The sequence below is a fragment of the Rhodovulum marinum genome, assembly GCF_004343075.1.
Lineage (GTDB): Bacteria > Pseudomonadota > Alphaproteobacteria > Rhodobacterales > Rhodobacteraceae > Rhodovulum > Rhodovulum marinum.
In genome coordinates, this window is sequence record NZ_SLXP01000001.1 from 134,759 (window position 1) to 158,332 (window position 23,574).

General features: G+C 69.6%; 22 protein-coding genes and 1 tRNA gene. 12 read left to right on the top strand and 11 right to left on the bottom strand.

The features are described from left to right. Positions 1-107 precede the first annotated feature (107 nt). Positions 108-1,535, top strand: a complete 1,428-nt coding sequence (locus EV662_RS00725) for a GGDEF domain-containing protein (protein ID WP_132460213.1) — start codon at positions 108-110, stop codon at positions 1,533-1,535. 15 nt (positions 1,536-1,550) lie between these two features. On the opposite strand, the gene EV662_RS00730 is transcribed toward EV662_RS00725, so the two are convergent. Continuing rightward, entirely contained in the window at positions 1,551-2,291 is a 741-nt protein-coding gene (locus tag EV662_RS00730; RefSeq protein WP_132460214.1) for a YebC/PmpR family DNA-binding transcriptional regulator, read from the bottom strand. Between the two features lie 137 nt (positions 2,292-2,428). Between EV662_RS00730 and EV662_RS00735 the strand changes: the two genes are divergently transcribed. After that, positions 2,429-4,210: an SLC13 family permease gene (locus EV662_RS00735; RefSeq protein WP_132460215.1), complete on the top strand. Its 1,782-nt coding sequence runs from the start codon at positions 2,429-2,431 to the stop codon at positions 4,208-4,210. Positions 4,211-4,330: 120 nt separating this feature from the next. Here the strand turns inward: EV662_RS00735 and EV662_RS00740 are convergent, their stop codons facing one another. Continuing rightward, entirely contained in the window at positions 4,331-5,530 is a 1,200-nt protein-coding gene (locus tag EV662_RS00740; RefSeq protein WP_132460216.1) for a pyridoxal-phosphate-dependent aminotransferase family protein, read from the bottom strand. A 122-nt stretch (positions 5,531-5,652) separates the two neighbouring features. Between EV662_RS00740 and EV662_RS00745 the strand changes: the two genes are divergently transcribed. Genes EV662_RS00745 through EV662_RS00760 form a run of 4 tightly spaced genes read left to right on the top strand, consistent with a single transcriptional unit; the run spans position 5,653 to position 9,691 of the window. Then, a complete protein-coding gene (locus EV662_RS00745) occupies positions 5,653-6,342 on the top strand; it encodes a phosphatase domain-containing protein (protein WP_132460217.1) in 690 nt (229 codons plus the stop codon). Between the two features lie 3 nt (positions 6,343-6,345). Next, positions 6,346-8,097: an ABC transporter ATP-binding protein gene (locus EV662_RS00750; protein WP_132460218.1), complete on the top strand. Its 1,752-nt coding sequence runs from the start codon at positions 6,346-6,348 to the stop codon at positions 8,095-8,097. A gap of 42 nt (positions 8,098-8,139) precedes the next feature. Next, on the top strand, positions 8,140-8,898 hold the full coding sequence (ygfZ, locus tag EV662_RS00755) for a CAF17-like 4Fe-4S cluster assembly/insertion protein YgfZ (protein WP_132460219.1): 759 nt from the start codon (positions 8,140-8,142) through the stop codon (positions 8,896-8,898). Continuing rightward, complete coding sequence (locus EV662_RS00760; protein ID WP_132460220.1) at positions 8,891-9,691, top strand: fructosamine kinase family protein; 801 nt, start codon at positions 8,891-8,893, stop codon at positions 9,689-9,691. Before ygfZ ends, EV662_RS00760 begins: the two co-directional genes overlap by 8 nt. A gap of 53 nt (positions 9,692-9,744) precedes the next feature. Here the strand turns inward: EV662_RS00760 and efp are convergent, their stop codons facing one another. Continuing rightward, the gene (efp, locus tag EV662_RS00765) at positions 9,745-10,308 is read right to left on the bottom strand and encodes an elongation factor P (protein ID WP_132460221.1); all 564 of its coding nucleotides are present in this window, start codon (positions 10,306-10,308) and stop codon (positions 9,745-9,747) included. Between the two features lie 216 nt (positions 10,309-10,524). Here efp and EV662_RS00770 point away from each other — a divergent pair, with 216 nt between their 5' ends. Further along, positions 10,525-10,851 carry a DUF6280 family protein gene (locus EV662_RS00770; protein ID WP_132460222.1) on the top strand — a complete coding sequence of 109 codons (327 nt, stop codon included), beginning with the start codon at positions 10,525-10,527 and terminating at the stop codon, positions 10,849-10,851. An 88-nt stretch (positions 10,852-10,939) separates the two neighbouring features. Here EV662_RS00770 and EV662_RS00775 read toward each other — a convergent pair whose 3' ends face one another. The 3 genes from EV662_RS00775 to EV662_RS00785 all read right to left on the bottom strand — a co-directional run bounded on the left by EV662_RS00775 (position 10,940) and on the right by EV662_RS00785 (position 13,778). Beyond that, positions 10,940-11,611 carry a hypothetical protein gene (locus tag EV662_RS00775; RefSeq protein WP_132460223.1) on the bottom strand — a complete coding sequence of 224 codons (672 nt, stop codon included), beginning with the start codon at positions 11,609-11,611 and terminating at the stop codon, positions 10,940-10,942. A 68-nt stretch (positions 11,612-11,679) separates the two neighbouring features. After that, the gene (locus EV662_RS00780) at positions 11,680-13,059 is read right to left on the bottom strand and encodes a TolC family outer membrane protein (RefSeq protein WP_132460224.1); all 1,380 of its coding nucleotides are present in this window, start codon (positions 13,057-13,059) and stop codon (positions 11,680-11,682) included. Between the two features lie 65 nt (positions 13,060-13,124). After that, positions 13,125-13,778 carry a protein-L-isoaspartate O-methyltransferase family protein gene (locus EV662_RS00785; protein WP_132460225.1) on the bottom strand — a complete coding sequence of 218 codons (654 nt, stop codon included), beginning with the start codon at positions 13,776-13,778 and terminating at the stop codon, positions 13,125-13,127. Between the two features lie 156 nt (positions 13,779-13,934). On the opposite strand from EV662_RS00785, the gene EV662_RS00790 reads away from it, so the two are divergent. Together EV662_RS00790 and EV662_RS00795 are read left to right on the top strand one after the other, a co-directional pair. After that, a tRNA-Cys gene (locus EV662_RS00790) sits at positions 13,935-14,008 on the top strand. Positions 14,009-14,273: 265 nt separating this feature from the next. Next, positions 14,274-14,750: a hypothetical protein gene (locus tag EV662_RS00795; protein WP_132460226.1), complete on the top strand. Its 477-nt coding sequence runs from the start codon at positions 14,274-14,276 to the stop codon at positions 14,748-14,750. Positions 14,751-15,021: 271 nt separating this feature from the next. Here the strand turns inward: EV662_RS00795 and ychF are convergent, their stop codons facing one another. After that, on the bottom strand, positions 15,022-16,119 hold the full coding sequence (gene ychF, locus EV662_RS00800) for a redox-regulated ATPase YchF (protein ID WP_132460227.1): 1,098 nt from the start codon (positions 16,117-16,119) through the stop codon (positions 15,022-15,024). Positions 16,120-16,294: 175 nt separating this feature from the next. On the opposite strand from ychF, the gene trpA reads away from it, so the two are divergent. After that, positions 16,295-17,086 (top strand): tryptophan synthase subunit alpha, encoded by a 792-nt coding sequence (gene trpA, locus EV662_RS00805; RefSeq protein ID WP_132460228.1) that lies wholly within the window; start codon positions 16,295-16,297, stop codon positions 17,084-17,086. On the opposite strand, the gene EV662_RS00810 is transcribed toward trpA, so the two are convergent. Both EV662_RS00810 and EV662_RS00815 read right to left on the bottom strand, forming a co-directional pair. Beyond that, positions 17,083-18,012, bottom strand: coding sequence for a hypothetical protein (locus tag EV662_RS00810; protein ID WP_132460229.1), 930 nt, complete (start codon positions 18,010-18,012; stop codon positions 17,083-17,085). The two genes, trpA and EV662_RS00810, sit on opposite strands and share 4 nt — an antisense overlap. Before the next feature lie 67 nt (positions 18,013-18,079). After that, positions 18,080-18,907 (bottom strand): ABC transporter permease, encoded by an 828-nt coding sequence (locus tag EV662_RS00815; RefSeq protein ID WP_243695728.1) that lies wholly within the window; start codon positions 18,905-18,907, stop codon positions 18,080-18,082. 145 nt (positions 18,908-19,052) lie between these two features. Between EV662_RS00815 and EV662_RS00820 the strand changes: the two genes are divergently transcribed. Beyond that, complete coding sequence (locus EV662_RS00820) at positions 19,053-19,655, top strand: GcrA family cell cycle regulator (RefSeq protein ID WP_132460230.1); 603 nt, start codon at positions 19,053-19,055, stop codon at positions 19,653-19,655. A 51-nt stretch (positions 19,656-19,706) separates the two neighbouring features. Here the strand turns inward: EV662_RS00820 and EV662_RS00825 are convergent, their stop codons facing one another. Continuing rightward, complete coding sequence (locus EV662_RS00825) at positions 19,707-21,068, bottom strand: MATE family efflux transporter (RefSeq protein ID WP_132460231.1); 1,362 nt, start codon at positions 21,066-21,068, stop codon at positions 19,707-19,709. A 237-nt stretch (positions 21,069-21,305) separates the two neighbouring features. Between EV662_RS00825 and EV662_RS00830 the strand changes: the two genes are divergently transcribed. Then, on the top strand, positions 21,306-22,088 hold the full coding sequence (locus EV662_RS00830; RefSeq protein WP_165915473.1) for a redoxin domain-containing protein: 783 nt from the start codon (positions 21,306-21,308) through the stop codon (positions 22,086-22,088). Between the two features lie 406 nt (positions 22,089-22,494). Here the strand turns inward: EV662_RS00830 and ppk2 are convergent, their stop codons facing one another. Further along, positions 22,495-23,463, bottom strand: coding sequence for a polyphosphate kinase 2 (gene ppk2 / locus EV662_RS00835; protein ID WP_132460233.1), 969 nt, complete (start codon positions 23,461-23,463; stop codon positions 22,495-22,497). Positions 23,464-23,574: the final 111 nt, after the last annotated feature.

Consider the following 23,574-nt stretch of genomic DNA (forward strand, 5'->3'; position numbering starts at 1 on the left):
CACCCATCCCGGTTAGCGCGGCGCGGGCTGTATCAACGGGCTGTTAACGATCTGTTTGCCATAATGCGGGAAACGGCCCTGCGCGGCCTGTCACCACGAGACCCGCCATGAAATTACACAGGCTTCCGCTGTCCGACCCGGGCGAGGACGAGGAACTGCTACACGGCACGACCCGGTTCGTCTGGGTGCGGCAGGCCCCTGCGATCCGCCAGGGGCTGGCGCTGTTCACCCTGATTTTCGGGCTGATCCCGACGGTCGGTTACCTGTTCGATATCCCCGTCCTCTACCAGTCGATCCCGGGGGGGGCGGGCACCTCGAAGCTGACCCTGATCTGCATGATCCTGATCGCCACGGTCATCCTGATCCAGCGGCCGATCGCGCGCGCAAGGTGGATCGAGAAATTCCTGCTGCTCGTGACCGGCGCGCTGGCCCTGGAATCGCTGGGAGAGCACGTGATCTGGCCCGAGCATGTCGAACATGTGACCATGGGGCAGAACACCGCAATCTCGGTGCTTGCGCTGGTCAGCGCGCTCTTGATCCGGCGGCGCAGCCAGGCCTGGCCCGCACTGCTGCTGGGCGGGGCCGCGTGGATGATCTGTTTCTCGGCTTTCCTGGGCTATGCGATGGGGCTGGGACAGCTGCACGGCGCGCTGTCGCCGGTCACCCTGGTGATGATGACGCCCCTGGTCGTGGCCAGCCAGATCGGCCAGGCGCGCCGGGCACCCCTGCGCGCGCTGTTCCGCGACGACCGCCTCAGCCGGATGCTGCGCCTCGAGATGGCGCTGGCCGTCGTCGTGCCCACCACCCTGGGGATCGTGCTGTTCCGACTGGCGCCGGGCGGGCCCACCGCGGCCGACGCGATCTATATCCAGCTGATCCTGGTGTTCTGCTGCGTGGGCGTGCTGGTGACGGGGCGCACGCGCGACCGGCTGGACCGCGAACGCCGGATCCTGTCGCGCGAGTTGGAGCGCGCGTCCTATATCGACCCGCTGACCGGGCTGGCCAACCGCCGCGGCACGATGATGATGGCCAACCATGTGGTCAATGCCGCGCGGCGTGGCGGCAACCCGGTTTCGGTGGTGATCTGCGATCTCGACCATTTCAAGACGGTCAACGACCGGCTGGGCCATGGCGCGGGCGACCGGGTGCTGCAGGCGGCCGCCACGCTGTTGTCGGGGCGGCTGCGGATGTCGGACATCTCGGGGCGCTGGGGCGGCGAGGAATTCCTGTTCGTGCTGCCCGACACGCCGCTTGCGGGCGCCGAGGCGCTGGCCGAGATCCTGCGCCACACGCTGTGGCAGAACCTGCGCATCAGCCCCGCGGGCGGAATCGGACGGGGGCCGGGCGGCAAGCCGCTGACCGCCTCGTTCGGCTGCGCGCCGCTGGACGTGTCGCGCGAGGACGGGTTCGAACGCGCGCTGGAGGCGGCCGACCGGGCGCTGTACGCGGCCAAGCGGAACGGGCGCAACCGGGTGGCCAGCGCCCCCACGGCCGCGCCCCTGCCGCTGTCGATGTCGCTGTCGGCGCTGGGCTGACGGGGACGGCAGCGGTTAGAGCTGCGCAAGCACCTCGTCGCTGGCCTCGAAATTGGTGGTGACGCGCTGCACGTCGTCGTCATCCTCCAGCGCATCGACCAGTTTCATCAGCTTTTGCATGCCTTCGAGGTCAAGCTCGGTCGTGGTGGCGGGCTGCCAGATCAGCTTGGTCGACTCGCTTTCGCCAAGCGCGGCTTCCAGCGCGTTCGCGACCTCGTTCAGATCGGTATCGGCGCACAGGATCACATGCCCCTCTTCCGAGCTTTCCACGTCCTCGGCGCCGGCCTCGATCGCGGCCATCATCACCGTGTCGGCATCGCCCACATCGGCGCCATAACGGATTTCGCCCTTCCGCTCGAACATGAAGGCGACCGAGCCGGTTTCGCCCAGGTTGCCGCCGTTCTTGGTGAAGGTCGAGCGCACGTTGGACGCGGTGCGGTTGCGGTTGTCGGTCATCGCCTCGACGATCACCGCCACGCCGTTCGGCCCGTAGCCCTCGTAGCGGATTTCCTCGTAATTGTCGCCCTCGCCGCCCGACGCCTTCTTGATCGCGCGCTCGATATTGTCCTTGGGCATCGAGTTCGACTTGGCCTCCTTGATGGCGAGGCGCAGGCGCGGGTTCTTGTCGGGGTCGGGATCGCCCATCTTTGCGGCGACGGTGATTTCCTTGCTGAACTTGGAGAACAGCTTGGCGCGCACCGAGTCCTGGCGGTTCTTGCGGTGCTGGATGTTCGCCCATTTGGAATGGCCTGCCATGGAACCCCTCTGAGACGGCTGAATTCGACGCCCCGCTCTATAGGCCAGCGCGGCCCGCGCCTGCAAGAGCGGGACGCGCCGTTGCAATGCGGGGCGCGATGGGGTTCGCTGGACCCCGACCCGGAGGCCCGAGACCCGTGACGCAAGACCAGATCATCCTGTTCGCGCTGTTCGGCGCGGTCTTCGCCGCCCTGCTGTGGGGGCGCTGGCGCTATGACCTGGTGGCGTTCTCGGCGCTTCTGATCGGCGTCGTGCTGGGGGTGGTGCCGGTCGAGCAGGCCTTCGCGGGCTTCGGCCACCCGGCGACGATCATCGTGGCGCTGGTGCTGGTGGTCTCGGCCGGGTTGGTGCGTTCGGGCGCGGTCTACCTGATCACGCGCACCCTGGTCGACAGCACGCGGGGGCTGGGCGCCCATATCGCGGTGATGGGCGGCGTGGGGGGTGTCCTGTCGGCCTTCATGAACAACGTGGCGGCGCTCGCGCTGTTGATGCCGGTCGACATCCAGACCGCGCGCAAGGCGGGCCGGCCGCCGGGCCTCAGCCTGATGCCGCTGTCCTTTGCCACGATCCTGGGCGGGATGGTCACGCTGATCGGCACGCCGCCGAACATCATCATCGCCGCGATCCGCGAAGACGCGCTGGGGGCGCCCTTCGCGATGTTCGACTTCGCCCCCGTGGGCGGCGTGGCGGCCATCGCCGGGCTGGTCTTCGTCGCCCTGGTGGGCTGGCGGCTGATCCCGCAAAGCGAGGCGCTGTCGGCGGCGACCGACCCGATGGCCGCCTTCGCGCCCTATATCGCCGAACTGACGGTGCCCGCGGGGTCGAAGCTGATTGGCCGCCGGCTGCGCGAGCTGGAGCCCGAGGCCGAGAAGAACGACGTCGCGATCCTGGGGCTGGTGCGGGGCGGCGCGCGGCGCTACGGCACCCAGCGGACCACGACGCTGGAGCCGGGCGACGCCATCGTGCTGGAGGCCGCGCCCGAGGCGCTGGACGAGTTCCGCGCGGCACTCTCGCTGGATTTCGCGGATGCCGCGCGCGAGGAAAAGCTGCGCGCCGCCGGCGAGGGGCTGTCGCTGGTCGAGGTGGTGGTGCCCGACCAGGCGCGCATCGCGAACCGCTCGGCGCAGGCGGTGGGGCTGGGTTGGCGCCAGCGCACGGTGCTGTTGGGCATCTCGCGCCAGGGCCGGCCGATCCGCGAACAGATCCGCAAGACGCAGGTGCGGCCGGGCGACATCCTGTTGCTGCTGGTGCCGCAGGACGCGGTGGCCGACGTGGTCGACTGGCTGGGCTGCCTGACGCTGGCCGACCGGGGACTTGCGGTGACGGACACGCGCAAGACCTGGGCGGCGATCGGGATGTTCGCGGCGGCGGTGGCGGCGGCGAGTTTCGGATTGGTCTACCTGCCGGTCGCGCTGGGACTGGTGGTGGCGGGATACCTTTTCGCGCGCATCCTGCCGCTGTCCGAGGTCTACAACTTCGTGGAATGGCCCGTGGTCGTTCTGCTGGGGTCGATGATCCCGCTGGGGCTCGCGCTGGAAGAGGCGGGGGGCACGCGGCTGATCGCAGAGGCGCTGGTGGGGCTGACCGGCGATCTGCCGGCCTGGGCGATCCTGACGGTGCTGATGGTGGTGACGATGACGCTGTCGGACGTGCTGAACAACACCGCGACCACGGTGGTCGCCGCGCCCGTGGGCATCCAGATGGCCCAGAGCCTGGGCGTCAGCCCCGACCCGTTCCTGATGGCGGTGGCGGTCGCGGCGTCCTGTGCGTTCCTGACGCCGATCGGGCACAAGAACAACACGCTGATCCTGGGGCCCGGGGGGTATCGGTTCGGCGATTACTGGCGGATGGGGCTGCCCCTGGAGATCCTGGTGGTGGCGGTGTCGGTGCCGGCGATCCTGGTGGTCTGGCCGTTCTGAGCGGGTCGCCTTGTCCGGTTTCGCCTTGGCTATCGCCAAGGCGACCAGCTGGGGGCTTTGCCCCCAGACCCCCAGAGTATTTGACCCAAGAAAAAGACAGGGCGCGGGCGGGTGGCCGGATCAGCGCCCCGCGATCACCGCCGCCGCGGCCTCGAGCGCGCCCTTGCCGTGGGGCAGGTCCAGCGCGGCCAGCCCCGCCTCGATCGCGCCGAGCGCCCCCAGCACCATGTGGGCGTTGACGTGCCCCATGTGCGCGATGCGGAAATAGCCGTGCCAGGCCGGGTCGCCCGGGGGCGCCATGCCGAGGCCGATGCCCAGCGTCACACCGGCGGTTTCGGCCAGCCATTCGCGCAGCGCGGTGCCGTGGGGGGCATCGATCCTGACCGAGGTGACCGCGTGGCTGCGATGCGCGGCCTCGGCCACGTTCAGTTCCAGCGAGCCGCCCTGCCCCCAGGCGTCGAACGCCGCCCAGACCGCGCGGGCCAGCCGCTCATGGCGCGCCCAGGCGGCCTCGATGCCTTCCTCGTGGACCAGCATGTCGAGCGCCGCGCGCAGCCCGTAAAGGTGGTGGGTGGGCGCCGTGCCCCAGAAATACTGGTAGAATTCCTCGGGGTCGGCGCGCATCCGCCAGTCCCAGTAGGCGGTGGCCAGGTCGGCGCGGGCGCGGGCGGCCTCGGCGCGGTCGTTGAAGAAGACGAAGCCCAGACCGGGGGGCACCATCAGGCCCTTCTGGCAGGCCGAGATCATCACGTCGGCGCCCCAGGCGTCCATCTCGAAGCGGTCGCAGGCCAGCGAGGCGATGCAGTCGACCAGCAGGAGCGCCGGATGGCCCGATGCGTCCAGCGCGGCGCGCACCGCCGCGACGTCGTTCTTGACGCTGGTCGCGGTGTCGACGTGGACCAGGGTCACCGCCCGGATTTCATGGGCGCGGTCCTCGGCCAGGCGGTCGGCGACGCGGTTCGGATCGACCGGCGCACGCTTGCCGAAATCGATGACCTCGACCTCGACGCCCATCGCCTGCGCGGTTTCGGCCCAGCCATGGCCGAACCGGCCCGTCGCCAGCGCCAGCACCTTGTCGCCGCGCGACAGCGTGTTGGCGATCGCCGCCTCCCAGGCGCCGTGGCCGTTCGAGATGTACATCGCCACCTTGTGCCGGGTGCGCGCCACCGCCCGGAGATCGGGCAACAGGCCGGCCAGCAGGTCGACCATGGCGCCGCCGTGGATTTCCGGGGCGGGGCGGTGCATCGCCTGCAGCACCCGGTCGGGGATGACCGACGGTCCGGGGATCGCGAGGTAGGGGCGGCCGTGGCTGAGGGGCATGTCGGGGTCTCCGCTTGGCGATGGCCCCCTGTTAGGACCGCCCGGCCGGGGCGTCAATCGCTTGTCAGGGGCGGGGTTTCGGGCTATCCCGCCACTCCGTGCCGCCAGGCGCCGGGGAGACGATGTTCGATCAGCTCAAGACCCGCCTCGAGGCCTTTGACCGCCGGATGCGCACCGCCTTCGTCGGCGGGCTTGCCACGCCCGACGGGCGGCGCGCGGCGTTCTGGCATTTCCAGATCATGGATCACGCCATGCTGCGCCGGGTCTGGACCAACCTGCACCGGATCGCGCCGGGCGCCTGGCGGTCGAACCAGCCCGACCCGCGCCGCCTGCGCCGGTTCCGCGACATGGGCATCCGCAGCGTCCTGTCGCTGCGCGGCGCCGGGCCGTCCAGCCACCACCTGTTCGAGAAGGAGGCCTGCCTCGATCTGGGCCTGACGCTGGTGACGCGGCGGCTGCATGCGCGCAAGCTGGCATCGCGCGACACCCTGCTGGAGCTGCTGGACCTGTTCGAGACGATCGAGAAACCCTTCGTGATGCATTGCAAGTCGGGCTCGGACCGGTCGGGGCTGGCCGCGGCGCTGTATCTGCTGCATGTCGAGAACCGCCCGGTCGAGGAGGCACGGCGCATGCTGCACTGGAGATTCATCCATTTCCGAAATTCCCGCGCCGGCGTGCTGGACGAGATGCTGGACGCCTATGCGGAGGATGCGGCCCGTGCGCCGATCCCGATCCGCGACTGGATCGCGACGCGCTATGACCCGGCCGCGATCGAGGCCCGGTTCCGCGCCCGGCGCGGCGGGGACGGCTGAAGGATGCGGACACCGACCGAGAGCCGACCGGTGGTGCGCTGGCTGTGGCGCGGATACCTGCGCCATCACATCGCGGCGATCGGCGTGGCCATCGCCCTGATGAGCGTCGAGGGGGGCGCGCTGGGGGCGCTGTCCTACATGTTCAAGCCGCTGTTCGACGACATCTTCATCGCCGGCAACCGCGAGGCGATCCCGCTGGTGGCGGGCGGGGTTCTGGTGCTGTTCATCGCGCGGGCGCTGGCGGGGTTCGGCCAGCGGCTGTTGATGGCCCGGGTCGGGCTGCGCGTTTCGGCGGCGCTGCAACGCGACCTTGTCGGGCACATGCTGACCCTGGACAGCGTGTGGTTCCAGACGACGCCGCCCGGCAACCTGATCGAACGGGTGCGCGGCGATACCTCGGCGGCGGCGAATATCTGGAACTCGGTCTTCACCGCGGCGGGGCGCGATTTGATCTCGCTGATCTCGCTGTTCGCGGTGGCGATCTCGATCGACTGGCGCTGGACGCTGATCGCGCTGGCGGGCGTGCCGTTGCTGCTGGGGCCGCTGGCGGGGCTGCAACGGCTGATCCGGCGCACCTCGCGCGCAGCTAGGGAATCGGCGGCGGCGATCTCGAACCGGCTGGACGAGACGTTCCACGGCGTCACCACGATCAAGCTGAACCGGCTGGAGGCGCGCGAGGATGCCCGCTTCGGCGAGACGATGGACGGCTATGTCCACGCCCAGATCCGGTCCGAGGCGGGACAGGCGGGGATGCCAGCGATGATCGACATCGTGGGCGGGCTGGGCTTTGCCGGCGTGCTGGTCTTCGGGGGGTTGCAGATCATCGAGGGCGACAAGACGGTGGGCGAGTTCATGGCGTTCTTCACCGCCATCGCCCTGGTGTTCGAACCGCTGCGCCGGCTGGGCAAGGTCACCGGCGCCTGGCAGGCGGCGCTGGCCAGCCTGGAACGGCTGCACGCGGTGTTCGACTCGCGCCCGACGATCCTGTCGCCCGCCCGGCCCCGGTCGCTGCCCGCGCCGGGCGGAGACTGCGACATCGCGCTTGAGGACGTGCACCTGGCCTATGGCGACGCACCCGCGCTGAACGGGCTGACGCTGACGGCGAAGGCGGGGCAGATGACGGCGCTGGTCGGGCCGTCGGGGGCAGGCAAGTCCACCGTGTTCAACCTGTTGACGCGGCTTGTCGAACCGCAATCGGGGCGCGTGCTGGTGGGCGGCGTGCCGGTGAACGAACTGCCCCTGACCGAGTTACGCGACCTGTTTTCGGTCGTGACGCAAGAGGCACCGCTGTTCGACGAACCCTTGCGCGACAATATCTGCCTGGGCCGCGAGGTGTCCGAGGCGCGCCTGGCCGAGGTGATCCGGGCCGCCCATATCGCCGATTTCCTGCCCGCCCTGCCCGCCGGCCTGGACAGCCCCGCGGGCCCGCGCGGGTCGAACCTGTCCGGCGGCCAGCGCCAGCGGGTGGCGATCGCGCGGGCGCTGTTGCGGGACGCGCCCATCCTGTTGATGGACGAGGCCACCTCGGCGCTGGACGCGCAGTCGGAAAAGGCCGTGCAAGAGGCGTTGACCCGGCTGGCCGAGAACCGGACCACGCTGGTCATCGCGCACCGGCTGGCCACCGTGCGGAACGCCGACCGGATCGTGGTGATGGACAAGGGCCGCGTCGTCGAAGAGGGCACCCATGACGCGCTTCTGGCGAAGAACGGGCTTTATGCCGGGCTTTACCGGCTGCAATTCGCCACCGAGGTCTGATACCCCATATCGGGGAGGACGGACCATGAAAGGAGACGCGCGATGCAGGGCGAGGCCGCCAGCGACAGGACCGTTCTGAAGATCACCGGCGAGGACCGGGTCCATTTCCTGCAAGGGCTGGTCACCAATGACGTGAGGCGGCTGGACGGGCGGCTGGTCTATGCCGCGCTGCTGACGCCGCAGGGCAAGTACCTGGCCGATTTCTTCCTGGCCGGCGCGCCGGACGCCATCCTGATCGACGTCAAGACCGACCTTGCCGAGGCGCTGATCCGGCGGCTGTCGATGTACCGGCTGCGCGCCAGGGTGGCGATCGAACCGGCGGGGCTGCACGTGCTGCGGGGGTTGGGCGATCCGCCCGCGGGCGCCCTGCCCGACCCGCGCGACCCGGCGCTGGGCTGGCGGGCCCTTGTCGCGGCGCCCGGCCCCGAGGGCGCGACCGACTGGGACGCGATCCGGGTGGCCCACTGCATCCCCGAAACCGGCATCGAGCTGATCCCCGACGACACCTATATCCTGGAAGCCGGGTTCGAGCGGCTGAGCGGCGTCGATTTCCACAAGGGCTGTTATGTCGGGCAAGAGGTCACCGCCCGGATGAAACACAAGACCGAGCTGAAGAAGGGCCTGGTGACGGTGCGGATCGACGGCGCGGCACCGGTCGGCACGCCGGTCATGGCCGGGGACAAGCCCGCGGGCACGCTGTTCACGCAATCGGGCGGGCAGGCCATCGCCTTTCTGCGGTTTGACCGGGCGGACGGGCCGATGACGGCGGGCGGCGCGACCCTTACCCTGGACCATGGCTGACCGCGCGGCGGTCGAGGCCGCGCTGGGCGTGCCCATCGCCGCGCTCGACCCGCTGCATGGCGGCTCGCTGTCCGAGGTGGCGCGGGCAACGCTGGCCGACGGGCGGACGGTCGTCGTCAAGACCGGCCCGCTGGTCGACCGCGAGGCGCGCATGCTGGAGGCCATGGCCGCGGCGGGCGCGCCCTGTCCGCGGGTGATCGCGGTTGCCCCCGGCCTGATGGTCATCGAACACCTGGACGAAACCCGCGCCGGCCCCGCGGGCTGGGCCGCGCTGGGCAGGGCGCTGGCCCGGCTGCACGGCGCGCGCGGCGCATCCTATGGCTGGGACGAGGATTATGCCTTCGGGCCGGCCACGCTGCCGAATGCGGCGTGCGAGGATTGGCCCGCCTTCTGGGCCGAACGGCGGCTGATGGCCTGGCCCGAGGCGTTGCCCGCCGACATCGCCCGAAGGGTGGAGGCGCTGGCCGCGCGCCTGCCCGGCCTGCTGCCCCGCCACCCGGTTCCGGCGCTGCTGCATGGCGACCTGTGGGGCGGCAACGTGCTGTTCACCGCGGGCGGCGCGGCGCTGATCGACCCGGCCTGCTATCACGGCCATGCCGAGGTGGACCTTGCGATGCTGCACCTGTTCGGCCAGCCGGGGCCGGAGTTCGACGAGACCTACGGCCCCGCCGATCCGGGCTGGCCGGCCCGGCGCGACGCCTATCAGCTTTGGCCCGCGCTGGTGCACCTGCGGCTGTTCGGAGGCGGCTATCGCGGCATGGTCGAACGCTGCCTGAGTGCGCAGGGGGCCTGAACGCGAAAGGGCGGCCCACCCGGACCGCCCCGCCACCCGTCGCTGCCCCGCGCTCAGGCGCGTTCGGCGTATTCCATGGTTTCCGTGTTCACCACGATATCCTCATCCGGGCCGACAAACGGCGGCACCATCACCCGCACCCCGTTGTCCAGCACCGCGGGCTTGAAGCTGTTGGCCGCGGTCTGGCCCTTGACCACCGGTTCGGTCTCGACGATCCGGCAGGTCACCTTTTGCGGCAGGGTCGCGTTCAGCGCCTCGGATTCGTAATACTCGATCACCACCGTCATCCCGTCCTGCAGGAAGGGGCGGCGGTCGCCCAGGATGTCGGCATCCAGTTCGATCTGTTCGTAGGTCTCCATGTCCATGAAGACCAGCTTGCCGTCGGTTTCATACAGGAACTGCTGGTCCTTCTGTTCCAGCCGCACCCGCTCGACCTTGTCGGCGCTGCGGAAGCGTTCGTTCAGCTTGGACCCGTTGCGCAGGTTCCGCAGTTCGACCTGGGCGAAGGCGCCGCCTTTGCCGGGCTTGACGTGATCCACCTTGATTGCGGACCACAGCCCGCCGTTATGTTCCAGCACGTTGCCGGGACGGATCTCGTTTCCGTTGATCTTGGGCATGGTCGTAACCGTTAATGGGTGGTTGAACGCGATTTGCGCGCACCTATATCTTGTCGATGTGGGGCTGGCAAGACGACTAGATCGGGTAAGGTTACCGTTTGCCCTATGCGCTTGGTGCATGGCTGGCATTCGAAAACTGCAATACCGAATCGGAACAAAACCGTCATATTCGGCGCCACTCCCGAAACGCAAGAGCAAGAATAAAAGGACGACGAGATGGCCGATTTCGTTGATGGCACGGCATTCAACCACGAACAGGGCAACCGTGCCCGCAAACTGTTCGCGGCGGTGGTGCTGGCTGCGCTCGACGACGCGATCGCGGATGACAAGAAATACGGCAACGGGCCCGAGCAGATCGCACGCTGGGCGCGGTCGCGCGACGGGCGCGAGGTGCTGTCTTGTGCCGGGATCGACCCGAACGAACGCGTGGTGCAGGGGCTGATGGAATTCGTCTCGCGCGGCGTGCGCACCTCGGTCGCGCTGTCCCGCGAGGAAAGCGAACGCCGCCAGGTCCAGGCCCAGGCGGACGCCGAAGCGGCCTGAGCCGAACCTGTCCGGCATGACGAAGCGCGCCCCGAGGGGCGCGTTTTTCGTTTCCGGGCGGGGCTGTCGGGGGGGGGGGGGCGTGCGCCTACTCCAGGTCGCGCATCGCCAGGGCGCGGTTGATCTCGCGGCGGACCAGCTTGCGCACGTTCAGGGTGATCCGCTCGCCCAGCCGGCCCTGCAATTCCTCGCGGACGATCTCGGCCACCAACTCGCGCAGCATTTCCTCGTCGAACACAAGCTGGTCGGCCTCGTGGTCGGGCGCGTCCGCCTTGGCCTGCGGCCCGGCCTCGGCGACCGGCGGCATGGGCGACGGCGCCGCGTCGTCGGGCTTTGCAGCCCCTTCGGACGGGGGCGCGGGGGAGGATGCGGGCGGCGGCGCGGCCCAGCCGGTCACCGCGGCCAGCGACTCGGCGCCATCGGGTTCCCAGTCATCGTCGCAACCGGCCACGGCCGCTTCCAGCTCGGCGATGCGCTGTTCCAGTGTTCCCGCCTCGTCGGGCGCGGTGGCGGATGCGGGCGGCGTGCCCCCTGCCCCGTCCGGCGCCATGTCGCGGGCCCGCACAGTACCGTGCCCCGCCGCATCGCCGGGTGCGGGCCGGGCGGCGGGCGCGGGAACCCGCAACGCAGGGGTCAGAAGCAAGCGGTCGGGTCGGGTGGGTCCGGGCGCAGGCCGGGTTTCGGCGGCCTCGTCGCTGACAAGGCGCCGGATCGAGGACAACACCTGGTCGACCTCCCGGGGAGATGCGCTATCCGACATGGCCGTGCGTTCCTAACCTGGGCAAAGCCTAGCCGCATGCGGGCCGCGAGACAACAATTCCGGCAGGCTCAGTTGCGGCCGATGCTTTCCAGAACCTTGTCCAGCTTCTTGCCCTGCAGGCTTTTGGCCGGTGCGTTCGACACCGCGTTGTAATAGCCGCGCGGATCATAGGTCGGAATGCCCAGCCCCAGGTGATCGACCGTCAGCAACCCCATCGAGGCAAGCAGCCGGTAGATCGCGACATACTGGTTGGTCTCGGCATCGACACGGGCGGTGCGCGCATCCAGCAATTCCTGTTCGGCGTCCAGCACGTCCAGCGTCGTGCGCGCCCCCAGGCGGGCCTCTTCGCGGGTGCCCTCGAAGGCCAGTTGCGCGGCGCGGATCTGCTGGTCGGTGGCCGCCAGCTGGGCGCGGGCGACGGCCAGGCTGGACCAGGCGTTGCCCACCTCTTCCTCGACCAGGCGGACGGTCTGCAACAGCCCGGCGCGGGATTGCTGGACCCCGGCGCGGGCCTGGCGTTCGACGGCATACAGCGCCCCGCCCTGGTAGATGGTCTGGTTCAGCGACAGCCCGACCGTGCCGTATTCGCCGCCGTCATCCTCGGCCACCACGCCGGCCCGCGCCGTGATGCTGGGCCGCATCCGCGCCTTGGCGCGCGCCAGGTTCAGGTCGGCCACGGTGACGTTGTGCTGGGCCTCGATGATGTCGGGATGGCCCTTGACCGCAATCGCACGCGCCGCGTCGGTGCTTTGCGGCAGGGCGGGCAGGCGCGGAATACCGCTCAGCGCGCCCGGATAGCGGCCGATGGCGCGCTTGTAGGCCTCGCGTGCGACGGCAAGGTTGCCCTGCGCGGCCACCAGGTTCGACCGCGAGGCGGCCAGCCGCGACTGCGCCAGCGACACGTCGGTGCGCGTCACCTCGCCGACCTCGAACCGGTCCTCGGCGGCGCGCAATTGCTGGGTGATGAGGCGCACGTTGTTCTCGGCCAGAGACACGCTCTGGATCGCAGCGAAGACATCCATATAGGCCTGCACCGCGCCCAGCAGCACGTTCTGTTCCACGCCCAGCAGCGCCGCCCGGGTGGCCAGCACCGTTTCCTTGGCTGCATCGATCGCCAGCCGGTTGTTGCCCCCGTCATACAGCGTCAGCGACGCGGTCAGTTCGGCCGACGCAGAACTGGAATAGCCACCCGCAAAGGCGCTGCGGCTGTTGCCGTCGGAATAGCTGGCGTCGATCGCGAACTGGATGACCGGGCGCAGCGCGGCCACGGCCTGGGCCACGTCCTCGTCGGCGGCACGCAGGACCGCGCGGTTCTGCTCCAGCAGGTGCGAATTCTTGTAGGCGGCGATCAGCGCGTCGGTCAGCGTCTCGGCCCGGGCCGACGCGGTGCCGGCGATCAGCGCCGCGGAGGCCGCGGCACCGGCGAGGAATTTCAGGAAACTGCTCATTGTTCTGCCTTGCCTCTTTCTTGGCCGCGGCGGGCGCGCGGCTCTTTTGTATGGTCCCCGCGCCCCTAGAACTGGAATTCCGGCGCCCGGGCAAAGCCCGGCAACACCGGCGCCCCGGCATTGAACAGGAAGCGCCAGCTCAGCGTGCCCTCGACCTTCCAGCCGATCCGAACGACACCCAGCGTGCCCTCCATGAACAGCGCCACGATCCGCCCGCCTTCCTTGAGCTGGTCCGCGATCGCCTGCGGGATCTGTTCCACCGCGCCCTCGACGACGATGGCGTCATAGGGCCCGTGCTGCGCCGCCCCCTCGGCAAGCGGGGCCTGTTCGACGGCCACGTTGTCCGCCCCCTGCTCGCCCAGAAGTGTCTGCGCCTCGCGGGCCATGGCGGCATCTTCCTCGACGGCGACCACCGCATCGGCCATCCGCGCCATCACCGCGGCCGAGTAGCCAAGCCCGCAGCCGAGATCCAGCACCAGGTCGCCGGGGCCCAGGTCGATCGCCTCGAGCATCTTGGCAAAGGTCCGCGGCTCCAGCACCGTACGCGCCGGCGCCAGCGTCAGGTTCTCGCCGACATAGGCGGCGCTGCGCAGCGCGGCGGGCACGAATTCCTCGCGCGGGACGGCCAGAAGCGCCTCGATGATGGGCAGTTTCGTGACGTCCGAGGGCCGGACCTGGGTATCGACCATGGCCTCGCGAAGGGCGTCGTAATCGGGCATGCGGCTGAACTCTCCGGTTCGAAATTAACCTGAAACGGTGATGCCACATAACCCTGCCTGCGGCAATGGTCCGGCGCGCGGTGCCCGGCCGAGTATGGCAGGTGGGGAACATCTCTTGCGGGGACCGTTGCCTTGCGCTATGACGCGGCTCGGCCAGGCGAGTTGGCGGAGTGGTTACGCAGCGGATTGCAAATCCGTGTACACCGGTTCGATTCCGGTACTCGCCTCCAAATCCTCTCGATGTGTTGGGGGACGCGGCGTTCTTCGCCGGGCGATGGCCGCCACGGGGCGTGTCGCAACCGCGTTCCGGGCGCGTTTCGCGCGTGGCGCGGTGGCATGCGCTTCGCCCCGATCGCCCGCCGGTTCATCACCGCATTCGCACCCGCGCGAGGGTCGCGCCGGATCGCCCGACGCGCCGGGGCGATCCGGGGCATTTTGGCACATCGAAATGCGGCGCGCGCGTCTCCAATTGGAAGGACATCGAAGGAGAACGCCATGCAGCCCCAGGTCAAGACCTGCCCCTTTTCCAAACCGAACGGCGGCGTGCTCGGGCCGGGGCCGATCCATCTGCGGCGGCCGGTGCTGAATACCGAGATCCTCAAACCGGTGCTGCGCCAGGCCGGGCTGACAGCCATGCCCGCCGATCCGCATGTCACGCTCGCCTCGATGCCCGACGCGCGCGATCACCAGGCGCGCGCGCTTCGGCTTTCCCCCCACCGCCTTGCGGTTTCCCCGTCCAGGCCGCGCCTTGTCCGGCTGAGCGACGGGAAAGCGCTTGCGCTTGAATTCGAGGCGCCGGACCTGACGGCGCGCTGGCGCGAATTGCGCGCATCCGATCCCGACTGGGGACCGGACGCCTTCACCCCGCGTATCGTTCTGGGTCCGGCCCCCGAAACCCTGCCCCCGATCTGCTTTTTCGCCGGGCCGGTGCTGTTCGGCCCGGAAACGGTCGCACCCCCCGGCCAGGCCTGAACGGCCGGTCACCCGGCCCCTGCACGCCCCATGGCAGACGGGGGAAATGCCGCGCGGCTGTCGCTTATGGCCTTTTGCGGCACGGGTATCGGACGCGATGCCGCCCCGCCCGCGGCACGTGCATGCCCGCCGATACCCGTCGCCATGACAGCGCCCCACGGCGCCCGCGCGCCGCAGGCGCGCCACGCCCAACGCCGGACAAGCGGGGCGCACAGCCCCGCGCCGGCCGGGGGCGGGAGCCCCCCCCTTCCACCCCGCAAGTAACGGCGGATCAGGCGTTGAACAGGAAATGCATCACGTCGCCGTCGCGCACGATGTACCCCTTGCCCTCGGCGCGCATCTTGCCGGCATCCTTGGCCGCCTGCTCGCCGCCCAGGCCCACGTAATCGTCATAGGCGATGGTCTCGGCGCGGATGAACCCGCGTTCGAAATCGCCGTGGATCACGCCCGCGGCCTTGGGCGCGGGCGTGCCCTGCGGGATTGTCCAGGCCCGCGCCTCCTTCGGGCCGACCGTGAAATAGGTCTGCAATCCCAAAAGCTTGTAGCCCGCCTTGATCAACCGATCCAGGCCCGCCTCCTCCAGCCCCAGTTCCGACAGGAACATCTCGGCCTCGTCCGCGTCCAGCTGGCTGATCTCTTCCTCGATCCTGGCCGAGATGACCACGCTCGCCGCGCCCTGTTCCTCGGCCATCTTCGCCACCGCCGCGGAATGGGCGTTGCCCTCGGCCGCCTCGTCCTCGGCCACGTTGCAGACGTAAAGCACGGGCTTTGCGGTCAGCAGTTGCAGCATCTCCCAGGCCTTGGCGTCATCCTCGGTCACCTCGACGCTGCGGGCGGGCCGGCCGGCCTCCAGCGCGGCGAGCACCTCCTTCAGCAGACGCTCCTGCTGGACCGCCTCCTTGTCGCCGCCGCGCACCTTGCGGACGATGTTCTGCAGCCGCCGCTCGATCGAGTCCATGTCGGCCAGCATCAGTTCGGTCTCGATCACCTCGGCATCCGCCACCGGGTCGACGCGCCCCTCGACATGGGTCACGTCGCCATCCTCGAAACAGCGCAGCACATGCGCGATGGCGTCGCATTCGCGGATGTTGGCCAGGAACTGGTTGCCCAGCCCCTCGCCCTTGGACGCGCCCTTCACCAGTCCCGCGATATCGACAAAGGTCATCCGGGTGGGAATGATCGCCTTCGATCCGGCGATCTCGGCCAGCTTGTCCAGCCGCGCATCGGGCACCGCCACCTCGCCCACGTTGGGCTCGATCGTGCAGAAGGGGAAATTCGCCGCCTGCGCCGCCGCGGTGCGGGTCAGCGCGTTGAACAGGGTGGATTTGCCCACGTTGGGCAGGCCCACGATCCCGGTCTTGAAGCCCATTTTCGTCACTCTCCTGAGGTCCGCGCGCATGTAGGGGGGCGGGCCCGGCGCCGTCAAGCGCGCCGCCGCGCAAATTTCCCGCACCCCGTCCCGGCCGGCCGGTCGAAACCGCCCATTGATTTTCCCGCCCGCCTGCCGCAAACCCCTGTGGACGAGGAGCAAGGGGGAGCCGTCCATGACCCGCATCGACGCCAAGTTCGCCGCGCTGAGGGCGGAAAACCGCAAGGCCTTCGTGGCCTATGTCATGGCGGGCGATCCCGACTATGACACCTCGCTGGACCTGGTGAAGGGGCTGCCGGGCGCCGGGGTGGACATCATCGAACTGGGCATGCCCTTCACCGACCCGATGGCCGACGGCCCCACGATCCAGCTGGCCGGCCAGCGCGCGCTGGAGGCCGGCCAGACCCTGCAAAAGACGCTGGACATGGCGCGCGCCTTCCGCGAGGGCGACGATACCACGCCGATCGTGATGATGGGCTATTACAACCCGATCTACAATCGGGGCGTCGACCGGTTCCTTGCGGATGCGCGCGAGGCCGGGATAGACGGGCTGATCGTCGTCGACCTGCCCCCCGAGGAAGACGACGAATTGTGCATCCCGGCACAAAAGGTGGGGCTGAACTTCATCCGGCTCGCCACGCCCACCACCGACGACAAGCGCCTGCCCAAGGTGCTGCAGAATACCAGTGGCTTCGTCTATTACGTCTCGATCACCGGGATCACCGGCGCGGCCGCGGCCGAGGCGTCGGACGTCGGCCCCGAGGTCGCCCGGATCAAGGCCAAGACCGACCTGCCGGTGATCGTGGGCTTCGGCATCCGCACCCCCGAAACCGCCGAGGCCATCGCCGGCGTGGCCGATGGCGCGGTCGTGGGCTCGGCCATCGTCAAGCTGGTCGAGGAGGGCCGCCCGGTGCCCGAGATCCTGGATTACGTCGCCGGGCTCGCCGCGGGCGCCCACCGCGCCTAGGGCGCCTTGAACACCCCGACCACGGCAACCGAGGCCGGATCCTCGCCGGGGCGTGGTTCATCCCGTGCGCCGGGCACGTCCCGGACGACCTGATAGCGGTAGACCGCGTCAGGGAACGTGTCGCGCGTCAGCCGCTCGATCATGACCGCATCCCCTTGCGTTCGGGCCGTGACGGACCAGCCCCCGCCATGCAGGTCGTTGACATACATGACGTGGAACCGGCTCGGGCTGACCCGGATGCCGAAGCCGAGGTCATAGAACTCCAACGCCTCCGCGCGGCTCACCCACGCCGCCCGCCACGCGTGATCGATCCACGGATAGCCGTAATAGCCGTGCCCCGGCATGTCCTCGGCCGCCTCCCGCACCAGGGCGATTTCCTCGGCATAGACGCTTTCGATCCGCGCAAGCTCATCTTCTTTCAGGGGCGGGATGTATTGCGCGTACCACAGCGCGCCATAAAGGAGTGCCGCCGTCGCCACGTTCGTCACCAGAAAGCCCAGCGCCCGATACCACCGCAACGCAAGGCCGAAGATCAACGCCAGCAGGGCAAGTTCCACGAGCCAATCGAACAGCGCGACGAACACCAGCGCCACGCCCGCCTCCACCAACAGCCCGCCGCTCGACAACCCGAGGACCGCGGGGGCAAGGACCGGGTAGAGGAACATCCCGAGGAACGGGTAGGCCACCGCGCCGATCCCGGCGGTCACGAGGTTCACCACCAGCGACAGCCTCGCCGCCCGCCCCCAGTCGACGGCAAACAGCCAATGGATCGCCGCGGCCTCGATGCCGACGGCCGCCACGATCACCCACCAGTATTCGATCCGGGTCCACCCGATGAACGGCGCCATCGGCATGTCCGCCTGGGCAGCAACGGCCCAGACCGTCAGGCCAACGCCACCCGTAACCGCTTTTCCGAACCGACGCATGCGCCCCCCCCCGACCGTGACTTTCGCCGGTTCGGGCCTCCGCGCATTGAGCAGAATCAACCGCGGCTCAGGCCTTCATCCGGTAGCCGGTCTTCAGCCAGTACCAGCACAGCGCCATCACCGCGCCCGTGCTGGCCGAACACACCGCCAGCCCCAGCCAGGGCGAGCTGTCGGACTGGCCGATGATGCCGTAGCGCACCCCGTCGATCAGGTAGAAGACCGGGTTGAAATGGGTGATTGTCTGCATCGCCTGGGGCAGCCGCTCGATGGAATAGAACGTCCCCGACAGGAAACTCAGCGGCGTGACGATGAAATTGGTGATCGCCGCCATCTGGTCGAACTTGTTGGCGAAAACCGCCGCGACGATCCCCAGCCCCGACAGGAACGCAGACCCCAGCAGCACGAAGACCAGCGCCCAGGCCGGGTGCGCCACCCCCGTGCCAAGCACCAGGATCATCAGCGCCCCGATGGTCAGCGCCACCAGCAGGCCGCGCGCCACGCCCCCCGCAGTATAGCCGATCAGCAGCTCGGCCGCCGACAGCGGCGGCATCAGCGTGTCGACGATATTGCCCTGCACCTTGGAAATCACGATCGACGACGAGGTATTGGCGAACGCGTTCTGGATCACCGTCATCATCAGGATGCCCGGCGCCAGGAACTCGATGAAGGGCACGCCCATCACCTCGCCGCGCGCCGGGCCGATGGCCAGCGAAAAGACCCCCAGGAACAGCGCCGCGGTGACGAGGGGGGCGGCCAGCGTCTGGGTCCAGACCGCCATGAAGCGCTGGATCTCGCGCGCGCTCAGCGTGTAAAGCCCCAGCCAGTTGACCCGGCCGAACCGGCGCACCCCCATGCCCGTGGTGTTCTTCGACCCGTACATGCCCGTCGCGTCCATTTCGGCTGCCTCCTGTCTTCGGCTTGCGCTTGTATCCCCGAACCGCCCCGGATTAGAATAGGGCCTTGAGCGAATTCTCCAATCCGGCCGGCCGGCGGGGCCTTGTGCCCCTGACCCACCGCCGCGACATACCCAAGGAACCGCCATGTCCTGGACCGAAGAACGCGTCGAGACGCTGAAACGCATGTGGGGCGAAGGCCAGTCGGCCAGCCAGATCGCCAAGGAACTGGGCGGCGTCACCCGCAACGCGGTGATCGGCAAGGTGCACCGGCTGGGCCTGTCCAACCGCGCCGGTGGCGGGGCGACGGCCAAGCCCGCGCCGGCCAAGGAAAAACCGGCCAAGCCGGAACCCGCCGTGGCCGCCAAGCCCGAGGCCCCCGCCCCCGACCGCAAACCGGCCGAGCCGCGCCCCACCCCGGCCAACACCGCCGCGCAGCCCAGCGCCCCCGCCCCGGTGCCCGCCGCGCGCAAACCGATCGTGCCCGCCGGCCAGCCGCTGCCGCCGCAGCCCTCGGCCAACGAGATCAGCCCCGAGACCCTGGCCTCGGTGCGCGAGGTCGAGAAGACCGCCAAGAAGCTGACCCTGATGGAACTGACCGAGCGGACCTGCAAATGGCCGATCGGCGATCCCGCGACGGACGATTTCTGGTTCTGCGGGCTGCCGGTGCAACAGGGCAAACCCTATTGCGAGGCGCATGTCTCGGTCGCCTTCCAGCCGATGAGCGCGCGCCGCGACCGCAAACGCTAGCGCTAGCGCCCGCGCGCCGGCACGGGCCGCGCGCGGTATGGCGCGGCCCGCTCAGGCCGCGCCGGGCACCGCGCGCACCGCGCGCAGCCAGAACCGCGCCGACATCAGCACCGCCGCCACCGCCAGCCCCGCCGCCAGGCCCAGCCAGACCCCTGTGCCACCCCAACCCAGGACGAAGCCCAGCCCATAGGCCACCGGCAACCCGACCAGCCAATAGCTGGCCGCGGCCAGCACCATCGGCACGCGGGTGTCCTGTACCCCGCGCAAAAGGCCCAGCGCCACCACCTGCACCGCGTCGACCAGCTGGAACAGCGCCGCCGCCGCCAGCAACGCGGCCCCCGCCGCGATCACCGCGCCGCGCGCCGGATCGCCCGCGCCCAGGAACAGCCCGATCAGCGGCCCCGGCACCGCCACGAACACCGCCGCGACCGCCGCCGCCAGACCGGCGGTCAGACCCAGCACCGTCACCGCCCCGCGCCGGAGCCCCAGCCCGTCGCCCTGGCCCAGCGCCCGGCCCGCGCGGATCGTGGCCGCGTTCGACAGGCCCAGATAGACCATGGACACCGCCGAAGCGATCTGCAGCGCGATCCCGTGCGCGGCCAGCGGCACGGTGCCCAGCCATCCCATCATCACCGACGAGGCCGCGAACAGCCCCACCTCGGACAGGTTGGTCACCCCGATCGGCCAGCCCAGCCGCACCACCTGTGCCAGCGCCTCGGCATCGGGGCGCCAGAACCGGGCGAACAGCGCATGCGCCGGAAAGGCACGCCGCGCCACCGCGACCAGCGCCGCCATCGAGGCCAGCTGCACCACCAGCGAGGACAACGCCGCGCCGCGAATGCCCAGCTCGGGCAGGCCCCAGGCGCCGAAGATCAGCAGGTAGTTGCCCAGAGCGTTCAGCCCCACCGCCCCCAGCGTCACCCACAGCACCGCCCGGGTCCGTTCCAGCGCCGCGAGATAGCTTTTCAGCACCATCACCACCAGCGCCGGCACCATCCCCAGCCCGAGAATCGCCAGGTAGTCCTGCGCCAGCGCCGCGATTGCGGGCGCCTGCCCCAGCGCCAGGAACAGCGGTTCGGCAAACAGGAACAGCGGCAGCGTCGCCAGCCCGAACGCCGCCGACACCCAAAGGCCCATTCGCGTGACCCGGCGCACCTGTGTCTCGTCGCCCGCGCCGGCGGCCGCGGCCACCAGCGGCATCACCCCCCAGGCGAACCCCGCCCCCAGCAGGAACAGCACGAAGAACAGCGACCCGCCCAGAACCTCGGCGGCCAGGTCCGCCACGCCATAGCGGCCCAGCATCACCGCATCGGTCAACCCGATGGCGAATTGCGCCAGGTGGCTGCCGACCAGCGGCAGCCCCAGCACCAAGGTGGCACGGGCGTGATCGGCATATCCGGGTGGCCGGGTCATGGCCCCCGATAGGCCAGCGCGCGGCCGCGGGCAAGCCCGCCGCACGGACCACGCGCCGGAACGCCAGGCCGCCCGCATGGCCCGAACGCATGTCGCGACTGCATGCCGGGAATGCGCTTTGAAACACCGGCTGGCAAGAAACCGTTAAGGCCGCGGAACTACGGTCGACACGCCACGGGAAGGGGCACGACTGGTCCGCCCCGGGCATTCCCCCAAGCCCGACCGCGAGGTGCCTTGATGACGTCCTTCGACTTCTTCCATCTGCACGGGCCGGGGCGCCCGAACGTCCGGTTGCCGCGCGACTACCTGCGCCGGTCCGGCTGGGTGCCCCGCATCGGCGACATCTTCCCCGATTTCGCCGCCCCCACCACGCAGGGCCCGCTGGATTTTCATGCCTGGGCCGAAGGCAGCTGGACGGTGCTGTTCGGCCAGCCCGGCGCCTTTACGCCGGTCTGCACCACCGAACTGGCCGGGTTTGCCCGCGCCGAGGCCGATTTCACCGCCCTGGGCGCCAAGCTGATCGGGCTGGTGCCCGACGAGATGGACGACGTGACCGGCTGGATCGCCGACATTTCCCAGGTGCTGGGGGACGAGGTCCGGTTCCCGATGATCGCCGATGCCGACGGCACGCTGGCCCGCAGCTTCGCGATGCTGTGCCCCGGCGACAGCGGGGCCACGCCGATCCGCAAGACCGTCCTGATCGACCCCGCGCTGCGCATCCGGATGATCCTGGATTACCCCGCGCGGGTGGGCCGCAGCACCGTCGAGATGCTGCGCCTGCTGGACGCGTTCCGCGCCCAGGACAGCCTGGACGTGGCGACCCCCTGCGACTGGACGCCCGGCGGCGATTACCTGGTGCCCTCGGGTATGGATCGGGACGAGGCGACCGCCCTTTTCGGCGACGACTGGATCGAGCTGCGGCCCTATCTGCGGGTGGTCAACGCCACGGTCCTGGACCCGGCCCGGCGCCCGCCCTGCGCCCTGCGTCCGCCCGCGCCGGGGGACGGGGACGGGGACTGACGCCCGCGGCGATCCCCTGCCCGTCGCGCCGCGGCCCCCGCCCAAGGGGGGCTCTGCCCCCCGTCCTTCGGACTCCCCCCGGGATATTTCGCGCCAGAAGAAGACAGCCGCGCCTTTGCTGGCCCGTGGCCCGTGCGGGTGGGTGTCACCGGGCGGCCGGGTCGCCGCCATGGGCCGGGGGCTGGGAATCGGCGACGCGGGTGCGCTGCGGCGTTTCATCCCGGACCGGGCGCGGCGCGCCCGGATGACGACGCCCGGCCCCCCGGCACGGGCCGGGGCCCTGCGCGACAAAGGCCTCGGGCGCGGTTCCGTTGCGGGCAAGCGGTCGTTCCGGATCATTCAGACCCCTCCTGCCCGCAGGGCATGGCCCCGGGGCAGGAGGGAGGCAAGTCACGCGAGCGGAGGCTCAATCCTCGCGCGGCTTGCGCAGGTCGGGATGCAGCGATGTGCCGAGAATGTGGTCGGCCTTGTGGATCACGTGTTCGGCCCGGCCCACGATCAGCGGATCGGGCGGGCGGGCGATCTTGGCATCCTTTCCGGGATAGTCGATCGAGTTCAGGAAATGCCGCATGCAGTTCAGCCGCGCGCGTTTCTTGTCGTTCGACTTGATGATCGTCCAGGGCGCGTCGGCGGTGTCGGTGTAGAAGAACATCGCCTCCTTGGCCTCGGTGTAGTCGTCCCACTTATTCAGGCTGGCCTTGTCGATGGGCGACAGTTTCCAGCGTTTCAGCGGGTCGGTTTCACGCGCCTTGAACCGGCGGCGCTGTTCGTCCCGGGTGACCGAGAACCAGTACTTGTACAGCCGGATGCCCGAGCGGACCAGCATCCGTTCCAGTTCCGGCGTCTGGCGCATGAATTCCAGGTAATCGTTGGGCGTGCAGAACCCCATCACCCTCTCCACGCCCGCGCGGTTGTACCAGGACCGGTCGTAGAACACCATTTCGCCGGCGGTCGGCAATTCCCGGACATAGCGCTGAAAGAACCACTGGCCCTTTTCTTCCCAGGTCGGCTTGTTCAGCGCGACGACACGGGCCGAGCGCGGGTTGAGGTGTTCGGTGAACCGCTTGATCGTACCGCCCTTGCCGGCGGCATCGCGCCCCTCGAACAGGATCACGAATTTCTGCTCGGTCTCCTGCGCCCAAAGCTGCACCTTGAGCAGTTCGGCCTGAAGCCTGGCCTTCTGCGCCTCGTAGCTGCGGCGCGACATCTTTTCCTTGTAGGGGTATTCGCCGGATTCGAAGGCATGGGCGATGATGTCGGGCGAGGCATGCGGCACATGCGTCGCCCCGCTGGGCTTGCGCCGGCCGCGCGGGGCCGACTTGGGGGCGGGGGCTTCGGATGCAACTGTATCGGCGATGGGCGCGGCATCGTCCATGCGGGACTCCTTGTCTCTCCTGGAAGGAGTCTAAACTGACGTCGCGGCACGCGCCTTGAGCAAGGTCAAGAACCTGTCACAAACCTTATCAACACCTTGCGGGCCATTGCC

What these genes read in the sequence shown, in the direction of transcription:
- EV662_RS00725 (WP_132460213.1), top strand. Translation starts at nt 108, where the DNA reads ATGAAATTACACAGGCTTCCGCTGTCCGACCCGGGCGAGGACGAGGAA.
- EV662_RS00730 (WP_132460214.1), bottom strand. Translation starts at nt 2,291, where the DNA reads ATGGCAGGCCATTCCAAATGGGCGAACATCCAGCACCGCAAGAACCGC.
- EV662_RS00740 (WP_132460216.1), bottom strand. Translation starts at nt 5,530, where the DNA reads ATGCCCCTCAGCCACGGCCGCCCCTACCTCGCGATCCCCGGACCGTCG.
- EV662_RS00745 (WP_132460217.1), top strand. Translation starts at nt 5,653, where the DNA reads ATGTTCGATCAGCTCAAGACCCGCCTCGAGGCCTTTGACCGCCGGATG.
- EV662_RS00750 (WP_132460218.1), top strand. Translation starts at nt 6,346, where the DNA reads ATGCGGACACCGACCGAGAGCCGACCGGTGGTGCGCTGGCTGTGGCGC.
- ygfZ (WP_132460219.1), top strand. Translation starts at nt 8,140, where the DNA reads ATGCAGGGCGAGGCCGCCAGCGACAGGACCGTTCTGAAGATCACCGGC.
- EV662_RS00760 (WP_132460220.1), top strand. Translation starts at nt 8,891, where the DNA reads ATGGCTGACCGCGCGGCGGTCGAGGCCGCGCTGGGCGTGCCCATCGCC.
- efp (WP_132460221.1), bottom strand. Translation starts at nt 10,308, where the DNA reads ATGCCCAAGATCAACGGAAACGAGATCCGTCCCGGCAACGTGCTGGAA.
- EV662_RS00770 (WP_132460222.1), top strand. Translation starts at nt 10,525, where the DNA reads ATGGCCGATTTCGTTGATGGCACGGCATTCAACCACGAACAGGGCAAC.
- EV662_RS00775 (WP_132460223.1), bottom strand. Translation starts at nt 11,611, where the DNA reads ATGTCGGATAGCGCATCTCCCCGGGAGGTCGACCAGGTGTTGTCCTCG.
- EV662_RS00780 (WP_132460224.1), bottom strand. Translation starts at nt 13,059, where the DNA reads ATGAGCAGTTTCCTGAAATTCCTCGCCGGTGCCGCGGCCTCCGCGGCG.
- EV662_RS00785 (WP_132460225.1), bottom strand. Translation starts at nt 13,778, where the DNA reads ATGCCCGATTACGACGCCCTTCGCGAGGCCATGGTCGATACCCAGGTC.
- EV662_RS00795 (WP_132460226.1), top strand. Translation starts at nt 14,274, where the DNA reads ATGCAGCCCCAGGTCAAGACCTGCCCCTTTTCCAAACCGAACGGCGGC.
- ychF (WP_132460227.1), bottom strand. Translation starts at nt 16,119, where the DNA reads ATGGGCTTCAAGACCGGGATCGTGGGCCTGCCCAACGTGGGCAAATCC.
- trpA (WP_132460228.1), top strand. Translation starts at nt 16,295, where the DNA reads ATGACCCGCATCGACGCCAAGTTCGCCGCGCTGAGGGCGGAAAACCGC.
- EV662_RS00810 (WP_132460229.1), bottom strand. Translation starts at nt 18,012, where the DNA reads ATGCGTCGGTTCGGAAAAGCGGTTACGGGTGGCGTTGGCCTGACGGTC.
- EV662_RS00815 (WP_243695728.1), bottom strand. Translation starts at nt 18,907, where the DNA reads ATGGACGCGACGGGCATGTACGGGTCGAAGAACACCACGGGCATGGGG.
- EV662_RS00820 (WP_132460230.1), top strand. Translation starts at nt 19,053, where the DNA reads ATGTCCTGGACCGAAGAACGCGTCGAGACGCTGAAACGCATGTGGGGC.
- EV662_RS00825 (WP_132460231.1), bottom strand. Translation starts at nt 21,068, where the DNA reads ATGACCCGGCCACCCGGATATGCCGATCACGCCCGTGCCACCTTGGTG.
- EV662_RS00830 (WP_165915473.1), top strand. Translation starts at nt 21,306, where the DNA reads ATGACGTCCTTCGACTTCTTCCATCTGCACGGGCCGGGGCGCCCGAAC.
- ppk2 (WP_132460233.1), bottom strand. Translation starts at nt 23,463, where the DNA reads ATGGACGATGCCGCGCCCATCGCCGATACAGTTGCATCCGAAGCCCCC.